At 74.6% G+C, this 12,131-nt stretch carries 10 protein-coding genes and 1 pseudogene; 6 read left to right on the forward strand and 5 right to left on the reverse strand.

Features of this window, described 5'->3' with window-relative positions:
• The first annotated feature begins 87 nt into the window (after positions 1 to 87).
• Together ACZ6K0_RS28285 and ACZ6K0_RS28290 are read left to right on the forward strand one after the other, a co-directional pair.
• Positions 88 to 1,071, forward strand: a complete 984-nt coding sequence (locus ACZ6K0_RS28285; protein WP_376400626.1) for a helix-turn-helix domain-containing protein — start codon at positions 88 to 90, stop codon at positions 1,069 to 1,071.
• A 101-nt stretch (positions 1,072 to 1,172) separates the two neighbouring features.
• The gene (locus ACZ6K0_RS28290) at positions 1,173 to 1,655 is read left to right on the forward strand and encodes a DUF456 domain-containing protein (RefSeq protein ID WP_376400630.1); all 483 of its coding nucleotides are present in this window, start codon (positions 1,173 to 1,175) and stop codon (positions 1,653 to 1,655) included.
• On the opposite strand, the pseudogene ACZ6K0_RS28295 reads toward ACZ6K0_RS28290, so the two are convergent.
• The 3 genes and pseudogenes from ACZ6K0_RS28295 to ACZ6K0_RS28305 all read right to left on the reverse strand — a co-directional run.
• Positions 1,592 to 3,056, reverse strand: a pseudogene (locus ACZ6K0_RS28295) (DNA-3-methyladenine glycosylase 2 family protein); the annotation flags it as partial. The gene ACZ6K0_RS28290 and the pseudogene ACZ6K0_RS28295 overlap by 64 nt on opposite strands.
• A gap of 101 nt (positions 3,057 to 3,157) precedes the next feature.
• On the reverse strand, positions 3,158 to 4,231 hold the full coding sequence (gene rsgA, locus ACZ6K0_RS28300) for a ribosome small subunit-dependent GTPase A (protein WP_376401429.1): 1,074 nt from the start codon (positions 4,229 to 4,231) through the stop codon (positions 3,158 to 3,160).
• 275 nt (positions 4,232 to 4,506) lie between these two features.
• On the reverse strand, positions 4,507 to 5,616 hold the full coding sequence (locus ACZ6K0_RS28305) for a hypothetical protein (protein ID WP_469232994.1): 1,110 nt from the start codon (positions 5,614 to 5,616) through the stop codon (positions 4,507 to 4,509).
• 142 nt (positions 5,617 to 5,758) lie between these two features.
• Here ACZ6K0_RS28305 and ACZ6K0_RS28310 point away from each other — a divergent pair, with 142 nt between their 5' ends.
• Positions 5,759 to 6,199, forward strand: a complete 441-nt coding sequence (locus ACZ6K0_RS28310) for a VOC family protein (protein WP_469233044.1) — start codon at positions 5,759 to 5,761, stop codon at positions 6,197 to 6,199.
• Here the strand turns inward: ACZ6K0_RS28310 and ACZ6K0_RS28315 are convergent.
• Positions 6,091 to 6,873 (reverse strand): helix-turn-helix domain-containing protein, encoded by a 783-nt coding sequence (locus ACZ6K0_RS28315; protein ID WP_376400638.1) that lies wholly within the window; start codon positions 6,871 to 6,873, stop codon positions 6,091 to 6,093. The genes ACZ6K0_RS28310 and ACZ6K0_RS28315 overlap by 109 nt on opposite strands.
• Positions 6,874 to 6,905: 32 nt before the next feature.
• Complete coding sequence (locus ACZ6K0_RS28320; protein WP_469232991.1) at positions 6,906 to 8,030, reverse strand: YihY/virulence factor BrkB family protein; 1,125 nt, start codon at positions 8,028 to 8,030, stop codon at positions 6,906 to 6,908.
• A 17-nt stretch (positions 8,031 to 8,047) separates the two neighbouring features.
• On the opposite strand from ACZ6K0_RS28320, the gene ACZ6K0_RS28325 reads away from it, so the two are divergent.
• From ACZ6K0_RS28325 to ACZ6K0_RS28335, 3 genes are all read left to right on the forward strand, one after another.
• Positions 8,048 to 9,703 (forward strand): acyl-CoA dehydrogenase family protein, encoded by a 1,656-nt coding sequence (locus tag ACZ6K0_RS28325; RefSeq protein ID WP_376400643.1) that lies wholly within the window; start codon positions 8,048 to 8,050, stop codon positions 9,701 to 9,703.
• Positions 9,704 to 10,087: 384 nt separating this feature from the next.
• Complete coding sequence (locus ACZ6K0_RS28330) at positions 10,088 to 11,389, forward strand: GAF domain-containing protein (protein ID WP_469232989.1); 1,302 nt, start codon at positions 10,088 to 10,090, stop codon at positions 11,387 to 11,389.
• 140 nt (positions 11,390 to 11,529) lie between these two features.
• Complete coding sequence (locus ACZ6K0_RS28335) at positions 11,530 to 12,099, forward strand: GNAT family N-acetyltransferase (protein ID WP_469232987.1); 570 nt, start codon at positions 11,530 to 11,532, stop codon at positions 12,097 to 12,099.
• Positions 12,100 to 12,131 lie beyond the last annotated feature (32 nt).

The raw sequence follows: 12,131 nt of genomic DNA on the forward strand, positions 1-12,131 counted from the left end.
AGGTCACCAACGGAACGAATGCCTCCGGTGAATGCTCCGGGAAGATCCGGAGCGCCCATCGGATGTACGGCGAGGGGTGGGGCAACCATGCTGGGAGCGATAGGGCTCGACGAACGTCAGGAGTCCGCCTACCGCGCGCTGGTCGCGCTCGGCGCGGCCGAGGTCACCGATCTCGCGCACCGGCTCGCCCTGCCCGAGCGGGACACCGAGCGCGCGCTGCGCCGGCTGGAGGCCCAGGGGCTCGCCGCCCAGTCCTCGGCCAGGACCGGGCGGTGGGTGGCGGCGCCGCCCGGGGTGGCGCTGGGCGCGCTCCTGACCCAGCAGCGCCACGAGCTGGAGCAGGCGGAGCTGGCGGCGGCGCTGCTCGCCGAGGAGTACCGGGCGGAGGCGGCGGAGTCCGCCGTCCACGACCTGGTGGAGGTGGTGACCGGCGCGAGCGCGGTCACCCACCGCTTCCTCCAGCTCCAGCTGGGCGCGCAGGAGGAGGTCTGCGCCCTCGTGACGGGCAAGCCGATCGCGGTCTCCGGGATGGAGAACGACGCGGAGGAGCAGGCCGCCGGGCGGGGGGTGCGCTACCGGGTGGTCCTCGAACGCGAGGTGCTCTCCCTGCCGACCGGGCTGCTCGAACTGTCGGCGGCGCTCGGCCGCGAGGAACTGGTCCGGGTCGCCGACCGGGTCCCCACCAAGCTGGTGGTCGCCGACCGGTCGCTCGCCATGGTGCCGCTGACGGGGCGGGGCGCGGAGCCGGCGGCGATCGTCGTGCACGCGAGCGGGCTCCTCGAATCGCTGATGGGGCTCTTCGAGTCGGTGTGGCGGGACGCGCTGCCGCTGCGGCTCGGGGCGGGCGCGCAGATCACCGAGGAGGAGACGCCGGGCCCGGACGTGATGGACCTGGAGATCCTGTCGCTGCTCCTCGCCGGGATGACGGACGCGAGCGTGGCCAAGCAGCTGGACCTGGGGCTGCGGACCGTGCAGCGGCGGGTCAAGGGCCTGATGGAGCTGACCGGGGTGACGACCCGGCTCCAGCTGGGCTGGCACGCGTACGAGAAGGGCTGGGTGGCCCGCGGCTGAGGAGGCCGTGTGGGCCGCCGGCCCGCCGCCGTGGGCCGGGAGCCCCCCCATATGCGCCGTGCGACCTGCGGGAACGCCCGTTCTGGGGGACCCTGGGCTGCGTGGGTGTGTGGCAGCTCCTGATGGTCGCGACGGTGATGCTGCTCGGTCTGTTCGGGGTGCTGACCCCCGGCGTGCCGGGAACGTGGCTGGTGTGGGCCGCGATGCTCTGGTGGTCGCTGCACGAGCGGACGGACCTCGCGTGGATCCTGCTGGCCTCCTCGACCGGTCTGCTGCTCCTGACGCAGGTGGTCGTCTGGCAGCTCCCGCCCCGCAGGTTCCGGGGCGTCGGCATCAACCGGCGGATGATCGTGTACGCGGGTCTCGGCGCGCTCCTGGGCTTCGTGCTGGTCCCGGTCGTCGGCGCGATCCCCGGCTTCGTCGGCGGGATCTACCTCTCGGAGCGGCTCCGCCTCGGCGGCCACGGCCAGGCCGGGGCGGCGACCCGGTCGGTCATGCGGGCGGCCGGCACGAGCATCCTCGTCGAGCTCTTCGCGTGCCTGCTGATCGTGGGGGCCTGGGCGGGGGCGGTGATCTGGGGCTGAGCCCCAGGGCCCGTCCGGCGGACCCCGCGACCCCGGCCGTGATCCGCCGGACAGGCCTTACGGCGCGGTCCCCAGGTAGCGCGCCGCGTACGAGCGCCAGGGCCGCCACTCCTCCGTGTCCGGGACGCCCACCGGGGGCACGTCCGGGTCGCCCAGGGCACGCATCCGGATGGCGGCGGCGGCCCCGGCGGTCACGCCGGGGACGGTGAGCAGCGCGCGCTCGGCCTCGTCGCGGTCGGCGCCCGGGTCGAGGCGTACGGCTCCGTCGGCGAGCGCGCCGGCCAGCGGCCCGGCGACGGGGTGGCCGGTCAGGTCGGCCGCGGCGGGGAAGACGTGGGTGAGGCCGCCGCAGGCGGTGGCCAGGGGCGTGCCGTGCGCCTCGACGAGCCGGGCCGACTCCTCGGGTCCGAGGACGGTCCGCAGCGCGAACTCCTCCGGGTCGGCCGTCCCCGGGGAGCGGACTCCGGGCCGCGCGGTCACCTCGGCGGCGAGCCCGGGGGCGGCGCCGAGGCGCTCGGCGACGGCGTACGGGTCGGCGTCGAGGTCGAAGAGGCGGCGCAGCCGGTGCACGGCGGTGGTGAGGTCGCGCAGCTCGGTGAGGTGGATGCGGGCGTCGAGCCAGCGCCCCGCGGACCGCTCGTCCACGGAGACGACGCCGGTGCCGTACGGGAGGCGGAGGGTGCGCCGGTAGGTGCGGGCGCCCGGGGCGCCGACGACCTCCTCGACGCGGGGCACGGCCTCGGCCGCGAGCAGGTCGAAGACCTCCCCCGCGGCGTACGGCCCCCGGTGGGCGAGTCGCAGCGGGACGCCGGCGGCGAGCGCGGTCCGGCCACCCGCGCCGCTGCCCGCCTCGGCGCGCAGGGCGGTGGGGGTGCGGGCGTAGACGGCGCGGATGGTCTCGTTGAACTGGCGGACGCTGGCGAAGCCGGCCGCGAAGGCGATCTCGGTGACGGGCAGGCCGGTCGTCTGGAGCAGGAGGCGCGCGGTGTGCGCCCGCTGGGCGCGGGCGAGGGCGACGGGTCCTGCGCCGAGCTCGGCGGTGAGCTGGCGCTGCACCTGCCGGGTGCTGTAGCCGAGGCGTCCGGCGAGGCCGGGCACGCCCTCGCGGTCGACGACCCCGTCGCCGATCATGCGCATGGCTCGGCCGACGACGTCGGCCCGTACGTCCCAGGCGGCGGAGCCGGGCACGGCGTCCGGCCGGCAGCGGCGGCAGGCGCGGAAGCCGTGGCCCTGGGCGGCGGCGGCCGTGGGGAAGAACGAGACGTTCTGCCGCTTCGGGGTGACGGCCGGGCAGCTGGGGCGGCAGTAGATCCCGGTGGTGCGGACGGCGAAGAAGAACTCGCCGTCGAACCGGGCGTCCCTGCTGCTGACCGCCTCGTAGCGGGTGTCGTCGTCCCTCATGCCTCCCAGTGTGCGGGACCCGACGGACCCCGACCGGCGGATTTCGGACGCGGCGCTGCGGTCCGGGAGCGGGCCCCGGACCGCGACACGGCATCGTGCGCCTACCGGACGCGCCCGCGCTTGGCGTCCATGGCCGCGCGCCCCTCCGCGCCCTTGCGCTTCCAGTCCTTGAGGATCTCGGAGCGCACCCGGGCGTCGGTCTTGGCCACGATCCGCTGGTTCTCGCGGAGCAGCTTGCGGTAGCTCTCCAGCCGGCGCACGGGCAGCGAGCCGTCCTCGATCGCCACCGCCACCGCGCAGCCGGGCTCCGACTCGTGGGCGCAGTCGTGGAACCGGCACTGCGCGGACAGCTCCTCGATCTCGGCGAAGACCTGGCCGACGCCGGTCTCGGCGTCCCAGAGCCCGACCCCGCGCAGCCCGGGGGTGTCGATGAGGACGCCCCCGCCCGGCAGGACGAAGAGGTTGCGGGTGGTCGTGGTGTGGCGGCCCTTGCCGTCGACGTCGCGGGCGGCCTGGACGGTCATGACGTCCGTGCCGACGAGCGCGTTGGCGAGGGTGGACTTCCCGGCGCCGGAGACGCCGAGCAGGACGGCCGTCCCGCCCGAGAGCACCGCGGAGAGCACGTCGAGGCCCTCGCCGGTGGCCGAGCTCAGGGGCACGACCTGGACGCCGGGGGCGACGGTCTCCACGTCCTCGACGAGGTAGGACAGCCCGACGGGGTCGGGCACGAGGTCCGCCTTGCTGAGGACGATCGTCGGCTGCGCGCCGGACTCCCAGGCCAGCGCGAGGAAGCGTTCGATCCGGCCGAGGTCGAGCTCGACGGCGAGCGAGACGGTGATGACCGCGTGGTCGACGTTGGCCGCGAGGATCTGGCCCTCGGACCGCTGGGAGGAGGTGGAGCGCGCGAAGGCCGTACGGCGCCGCAGCAGCGTCCGTACGTACCGGGGGTCGCTGACGCCCTCGGGGTCGACGGCGGCCCAGTCGCCGGTGCAGACGACCCGGAGCGGGTCGTGCGGGGTCACGAACGCCGTGTCGGCGCGCACGATCCCCTCGGCGGTGGCGACGTCGCACTGTCCGCGGTCGACCCGGACGACCCGGCCGGGGAGCAGTCCCTGAGCCGCGTACGGGGCGAAGGCCTCGGCCCAGCCGGAGTCCCAGCCGTGGGCGTCGAGCAGCGCGGAGGAAGAGGTGGTGGAGGAAGAAGACGGAACGGAAGAACGGAAAGACAAGGGGGACCCTTCAAGGGGCGGCCCCGGCGCTGAAGGTCAGAAAGGTGAGGTCAGCCGGTGGCCGCGGAGGTGGTGTGGAGGAACATCCGCGTGTGGGCGAGGCCCTTCGTGATGACAGCCATCGGTCACACCTCCTGTGTCTTTTCGCGATCTTGCGTGTACGGGAGACACCGTAGCGGGAGCGCCGGGGAGCGCGCCACGGATTTATCGCCGCGGGTTCGTCATGCCAGGGCGAGGGCGGTCAGCAGCACGGCGGCGAGGAGGGTTCCGGCGAGGAGGACCGGGGTGCCGGGGGCCGGGATCCTGAGGCGGGGGGCCGTCGGGAGGTCGCTCGCGAGGTCGTCCGTGGGGGCGCTCGCGACGTCGCTCGGGAGGCCGCTCGGGAGGGCGCTCGTGCGGTCGCTCGTGCGGACGGCGGCGCGGGCGCGGGCCAGTTCGGCGGCCGGCGGGTGCGGCGGGAGGTCGACGAGCCAGGGGCGGCGCGGGTCGAGGCGGACGAGCGCCGCGCGGTGGATGCGGACGTCCTGGAGGTCGATGGGCTGCTGGACCTCGATGCGGTACGGGGCGGCGCCTTCGGGGAGCACGGTCAGGTCGAAGACGAAGTCGGTGCCGCGGGCGGTGAGGGAGTGGAGCCGGGCGGGCGCGTGGACGGCGCCCGCGGCGGAGACGGGGCCCAGCGCCACACCCGGGCGGTGCCGCAGCCTCGCCGCGCCGAGCGCGAAGAGCAGGGCGATCGTGCCGTTGAGGCCGAGCATCATGACCCAGCGCGGGCCGTCGAGCGCGCCGTGGACGAGGGCGGTGACCACGACGGCGGCCGGCACGGCCACGAGGAGGGTGCCGGGGGCGAGGACCCGGAGCACCAGAGCACGCACCGGGACACGACTGTCGTCGGGAACCGAACCGTTCCCCTCGCCCTCGCCCTCGCTCTCGCCCTCGTGGTCCGGATGCCGGCCCCTGCGGCGCAGCGACCACGCCGCTCCGGCGACGACGAGGACGGCGCCGAGCGCGACCAGGCCGTGTCCGGCGACGACCGCGTGGTCGTCCTCCCGGCCCATGAGGAGCCCGAAGGCGGCGAGCAGCGTGGCGAGACCGGCCCCCGCGAGCCCCAGGAAGGGGGCCGCGAGCACGGCGGCGCCCAGGGCGGAGGCCGCCGCGAGGAAGAGCGCCCCGCCCGCGAGCTGGTTCCTGCCGCAGCCCTCGCTGTCGCAGATCCAGCGGACGGCCGAGTGCTCGGTGGCGTAGACGTGGCAGAGGAACCAGGTCTGCCAGAACAGCAGGACGGCCAGGGCGGCCCAGGGCCAGGACGTCCTTCCGTACGCGCGCGTCGTCATGGACCGACCGTAGCCCGCGGGCCCGCCGCTCCGGGAGGCCATTGGCGGGGTCGGTTCGGCCGGCCGGCGCGCGCGTCCGATTCGTACAAGACCGCGCCGCCCGGGAGCCCTTAGCGTACGAAACATGGACACAGCACCCCGCATCGCACCCCGTCTGGACCTCGTCGGCGTCGTGGTCTCGGACATGGCCGCCTCGCTCGCCTTCTACCGCCGTCTCGGCCTGGACGTCCCGGCCGGGGCGGAGAGCGCCCCGCACGTGGAGGCCGCCCTGCCCGGCGGGCTGCGCATCGCCTGGGACACGGAGGAGACCGTGCGCTCCTTCGATCCCTCTTGGAAGCGCCCCGAGGGCGGGAACCGGATCGAGCTCGCCTTCCGGTGCGGCTCGCCGAAGGACGTGGACGCGGTGTACGAGGAGCTCGTCGGCGCGGGTCACGGCGGGCATCTGAAGCCCTGGGACGCCGTCTGGGGCCAGCGTTACGCGGTGGTCCACGACCCGGACGGCAACGGCGTGTCCCTGTTCGCGGACGCTCCGGCGGACTCGTCGGCCGACGCGCCGACGGACGCGCCGACCGACGCCTCGTAAGCGCTCAGTGTCGTGCCGGCCAGGGCCCTCGTCTCGCGCGCGAGATGGGCCTGGTCGGCGCAGCCCGCGCGGAGGGCGGCATCGGCGTACGGCACCCCGGCTCTGACCAGGGCCAGCGCGCGCTGGAGGCGGAGGATCCGGGCGAGCGTCTTGGGGCCGTAGCCGAAGGCGTCCAGGGAACGCCGGTGCAGCTGCCGGGCGCCGAGTCCGACCGCGTCGGCGGTCTCGGCGACCGGGCGGCCCGCGTCGAGGCGGGCGACGACGGCGCGCAGCAGCGGGTCGGGGGCGGGGGCGTCGGCCGCCCTGCGCAGGGCCAGGGCTTCCAGGGCCGCGGCCGGGTCGGGGTCCTCCGCGATCCGCTCGCCGAGGCGCCGCGCCGCGGCCTCGCCCCAGAACGCGTCGAGGGGGACCCGCCGGTCGCGCAGTTCCCTGGCCGGTACGCCGAGGATCGCCGGTGCTTCTCCGGGGGCGAAGCGGATCCCCGCGTACCGCGTGACGGTCTCCCCGGGGACGTACGGCCGCGTGTCGGGCCCGGCGACGAGGAGCCGGCCGTCGGCCCAGATCAGGTCCATGCAGCCGTCGGGCAGGACGGGCCGGGAGCCTTCCGTCGTGGCTCCGGCGGTCCGGGTCCACAGGACGGCTCCGTCCAGGAGGGCCGGGCGCTCCTCGTACATCCTTCGAGCCTACGTCGGGGTGACGCGGTGGCTCATTCCTTCTCCCAGCCCGAGTGGATGCGTGACTTCACGTCGTCCGGGGGCAGGAACCTGGACCAGCGCTCGGGGAACTCGGAGGGCATGTCCGGGTCGTCCTCGTCGACGTCCTCCGCCTCGGCGCGGACGCGGGCGACGAGCTCGGCGGCCTGGACGGCGCGGGCCCGCTCGTTGGCCTCGCGGGCCGCGGCGGTGGCGACGGAGGGCCAGACGCGGTCGATGGCGGCGTTCACGGCGGCGCCGACGAGGACCGCGAAGGCGGAGATGCCGATCCAGAGGAGGACGGCGATGGGTGCGGCCAGGGAGCCGTAGATGGTCGGGCCCTCGACCTGGCTCGTGAGGTAGATGCGCAGCAGGAAGCTGCCGAGGACCCACATGCCGAGTGCGACGAGCGCGCCGGGGATGTCCTCGATCCACGGCGATCTGACGGGTACGGACACGTGGTAGAGCGTCGTGAGGAAGGCGATGGAGAGCAGGATGACGGCCGGCCAGTACAGGACGGCGACGACCTCCGTACCCCAGGGCACCAGTTCGACGACCCGGTCGGGGCCGACGACCGCGAGGGGCAGCACGACGGCGCCGATGATCAGGGCCACGATGTAGAGCAGGAAGGCCAGGAGCCGCGTCTTGACGATGCCGCGGTGGCCGTCGAGTCCATACATGACGGTGATGGTGTCGATGAAGACGTTCACCGCGCGCGAGCCGGACCAGAGGGCGATGGCGAAGCCCAGGGAGACCAGTTCGGGACGTTTCCCCTGGGTGACGTCGTCCAGGAGCGGCTTGGCGATGTCGTGGACGCCGCGGTCGGAGAGGACCGTTCCGGCAGCTCGGAGGATGTTCTCCTCGATGCTCGCGACGGTGTCGGTGTTGGTCCAGTCGTCGGCGTAGCCGAGGAGGGCGATCAGGCCGAGGAGCAGGGGCGGCAGCGACAGCAGCGTGAAGAACGCGGCCTCGGCGGCGAGGCCGAGGATCCGGTACTCGATGCACGAGTTGACGGTGTCCTTGACGAGGAGCCACGCCATCTTCCGCTTGGAGACGTTGCGGTAGAGGACGCGCGCCCGGTGGAGCCTGCTCCAGGGCCGCCGCTCGGGCCGTTCGGGTGTTTCGCTTGCTGCCTGCACCTGCTTACCGTATCGGCATGGCAGCGAGCACCCACACCGTGACCAACCAGGCTCCGCCCCTGGTGGGATACGACGTCTTCACGCACGACCGGACGCTGGCGGAGGCGGTCGAGCGGCACGTCGCGCCCGAGGTCCTGGCGGAGGCCCGCGAGGAGCTGAGCCTGCTGGGCAGGGCGACGGGGTCCGAGCAGGTCAGGGAGTGGGGAGAGCTCGCGAACACGTACCCGCCGCGGCTGCGGACCCACGACCGGTACGGGCACCGGATCGACGAGGTCGACTTCCATCCGGCCTGGCACCGGCTGCTCGGCCGGTCGGTGGGGGCCGGGCTGACCGACGCCTGGGGCCGTCCGGGTGGTCATGTGCGGCGGGCCGCCGGGCTTCTGGTGGTGTCGCAGGCCGAGGCGGGGCACGTCTGCCCGCTGTCGATGACGCACGCGTCGGTGCCCGCGCTGCGCGCCGAGCCGGAGCTCGCGGCGGTGTGGGAGCCGGCGGCGACCTCGCACGTGTACGAGCGGGAGCTGCGGCCCGTCGCCGAGAAGGCGGGCGCCCTGCTCGGGATGGCGCTGACGGAGAAGCAGGGCGGCAGCGACGTCCGGGCGAACACGACGGAGGCGCGTCCGCTGGCGGCCGACGGGGAGTACGTCCTGACGGGGCACAAGTGGTTCTGCTCGGCGCCGATGTCGGACGCCTTCCTGGTCCTGGCGCAGGCGCCGGCGGGGCTGACCTGCTTCCTGCTCCCCCGGGTCCTCCCCGACGGCTCGCGCAACGCGTTCGCGATCCAGCGGCTGAAGGACAAGCTGGGCAACCGTTCGAACGCCTCCGCCGAGGTGGAGTTCGACGGGACGACCTGGGCGCGCCGGGTCGGCGAGGAGGGGCGCGGGGTCCGGGCGGTCATCGGCATGGTCGCGGCGACGCGGCTCGACTGCGTGGTCGGCTCGGCGGCGCTGATGCGGCAGGCGGTGGCGCAGGCCGTGCACCACTGCGCGTACCGCGAGGCCTTCGGCGGGGTGCTGATCGAGAAGCCGCTCATGCGGAACGTCCTCGCCGATCTGGCCCTGGAGTCGGAGGCGGCCACGGTCCTCGCGATGCGGCTGGCGGCGGCGTACGACGCGGTGGACGCCGATGCCCCCGGGGCGGAGCGGGAGCGGGCCTTGCTCCGTATCACCGTTCCGGTGGCGAAGTACTGGGTGACGAAGCGGTGCACGCCGGTGGTGGCGGAGGCGCTGGAGTGCCTGGGCGGCAACGGGTACGTGGAGGAGTCGGGGCTGCCGCGGCTGTTGCGGGAGTCGCCGCTCAACTCGGTGTGGGAGGGCTCGGGGAACGTCCAGGCCCTCGACGTGCTGCGGGCGCTGCGGACCGAGCCCGCCGCGTTCGACGCCTTCCTGCGGGAGGTGGGGGCGGCGCGGGGCGCCGACCACCGGCTCGACCGGGCGATCCGGGACCTGCTGGTCGAACTGGCCGATCTGGAGGGGGTCGAGGCGCGGGCGCGGCGGCTCGTCGAGCGGATGGCGCTGGTGCTCCAGGCCGCCCTGCTGGTGCGGTGGGCGCCGCCGGAGGTGGCGGACGCGTTCTGCGCGTCGCGGCTCGGCGGGGACGGGGGGTCGACCTTCGGGACGCTGGCGCACACGCTGGACCTGCGGGCGGTGGTGGAGCGGGCGCGGGTGACGGTCTGACACGTCGTACGGCCGGGGCGGGTGACGGTCCGGCACGTCGTACGGTCGGCGCGGGTGACGGTCTGACACGTCGTACGGCCTGGGCTGGCGGCGTGTCCCGCGCGGGCCTCGGGGAGTTGAGCCGCGCGTACCAGGGGTGGACCCCGGAGGGTCGGCACGCGCGGAGAGCAAAGAGCGGGGGTGGTGCTGCGCCGACACGGCACCACCCGCCGCTCGCACCACCCTCACCCACGGGGCCCGTCGGTCGCCAGAGTTGCAAAGGGTTGCAGGATTACCCGAACCGGGCCGCGCCGGACGGCCCCGAACGGCACCATGGGCAGCGACACTCCGGACATCTGCCCTGTGCAGAACCGATACAGCACCACGGGTGGCTGGGAGAGACCGATGAAGAACACGCAGCTCGACATGAAGCGGCTTGCCGCCATGGACGCGGCCCAGGCCGCCCGGCTGCTGCACCGGGTCCGTGACGAGACCCTCGCGGGCCGTACGCCGCCCATCGCGCCCCGCGCGGTGATCGACGCGTCCTGGCAGCGGATGGCCCGGCTGGGGCTCGACCCCGACCAGGGCACGAGCAGCGTGCTGCTCCAGCGGGACGAGCTGGAGCAGCGGCGCAGGAGCACGCTGCTGTCCGAGGTGATGCAGACGCTCAGCGGCGGACTCGCCGGCATCGCCGACACCTCTCTCCAGATCATGGTCGTCACCGACGAGAGCGGCCGGGTGCTGTGGCGCCAGGGGAACCTCTCGGTGCTGCGCCGGGCGAACGGCATCTGCCTGGAGGAGGGCGCGGCCTGGACCGAGCACGCGACCGGGACGAACGCGGTCGGCACGGCCCTCGCCATGGGCCGGGCGGTCCAGGTGCACTCCGCCGAGCACTACGTGCAGGCGCTGCACAACTGGACCTGCGCCGCCGCGCCCGTGCACGATCCGCGCGACCAGCGGCTCCTGGGGATCCTGGACGTGAGCGGCCCCGCGTCCAGCTTCCATCCGGCGATGCTGGCCCTGGTCGCCTCGGTCGCCCAGCTCGCCGAGGCCGAGATGCGGGAGCGGCACCGGCGGTCGGTCGAGCGGCTGCGGGCGGTGGCCGCGCCGATCCTGTGCCGGGTGGGCGGGCGGGCCGTCGCGGTCGACATCCACGGCTGGACGGCGGCGGTGACGGGTCTCGCGCCGGTGGACCGGATCCCGCTGCCCAAGTCCTTCCGTGCGGGCCGGGTGTGGCTGCCCTCGCTCGGCGTGTGCGCGGTGGAGCCGCTGCCCGGCGGCTGGCTGCTGCGGGTCGAGGAGGAGGCCCGGCCGGTGGACGCCGGCGCGCCCGCCGCGAGCCGGGTGGTCCTCGACCTGAGCCGGCCGCGGCGCTGGACGGTGGCCGTCTCGGGAGAGGCGGGCAGCTGGCAGCAGGAGCTCAGCCCCCGGCACGCGGAGCTCCTCTACGTCCTGGCGCTGCACCCTGACGGGCGGACGGCGGCGGAGCTGGCGGACGACGTGTTCGGGGACCGTACGAGGACGGTGACCGTACGGGCCGAGATGTCCCGGGTACGCCGGAACCTGGCGGGTGTCCTGGCCCACCGCCCGTACCGCTTCAGCGAGGAGGTCGCGGTGGAGGTCCTCCGCCCGGAACGCCCGACGGACCTGCTCCCCCACTCGACGGCCCCGGCGGTCAGGGCGGCACGGACGGCCAGGGACGCGTAGGCGTTCTCAGGCGCGCGAGACGTCCGGCCCCACGGCCCCGCGTACCGGTGCGTCCCACTCCTTGGACACTCCGCCCACCGGACGGCGGAGAGGGGCGACCCCGGTCGCCTCCCCGCGCGGGCTCGTGATGCGATGGGCCCATGCACATCACGCTCACCACCTGGTCCCTCGAACAGACCGCGCCGTCCGACCTCCTCCCCGCCCGTGCCCCGGAGGGCGACGACGTCACGATCGCCCGGGCCGAGGTGCCCTCGGCGGAGTACAGCCGCTTCCTCTATACGGCGGTCGGTGGCGACATCCGCTGGAACGACCGCCTGGCGCTCACGTACAAGCAGTGGCAGGAGATCGTCGAGAAGCCGGGTGCCGAGATCTGGGTGGCGTACGACCGGGGGACGCCGGCCGGGTACGTGGAGCTCGACCCGCAGCCGGACGGTGTCGTGGAGATCGTCTACTTCGGCCTGATCCCGGCCTTCCGGGGGCGCCGGATCGGTGGTCACCTCCTCACCGAGGGAGTGCGGCGCGCCTGGGACCTGGCCGAGCGGTGGCCCGACCGCGAGGCCACGAAGCGCGTGTGGCTGCACACCTGCTCGCTCGACGGCCCGCACGCGATGGCCAACTACGAGCGGCGCGGCTTCCGGCTCTTCGACACCAAGGTGGAGGAGGTCGAGGAGTCGGAGACCCCCGGCCCCTGGCCCGGCGCCCACGCCTGAGGAACGCGCTGACCATGCGAAAGGGGCCCCCA

The organism is Streptomyces sp. NPDC042346, from assembly GCF_055581845.1.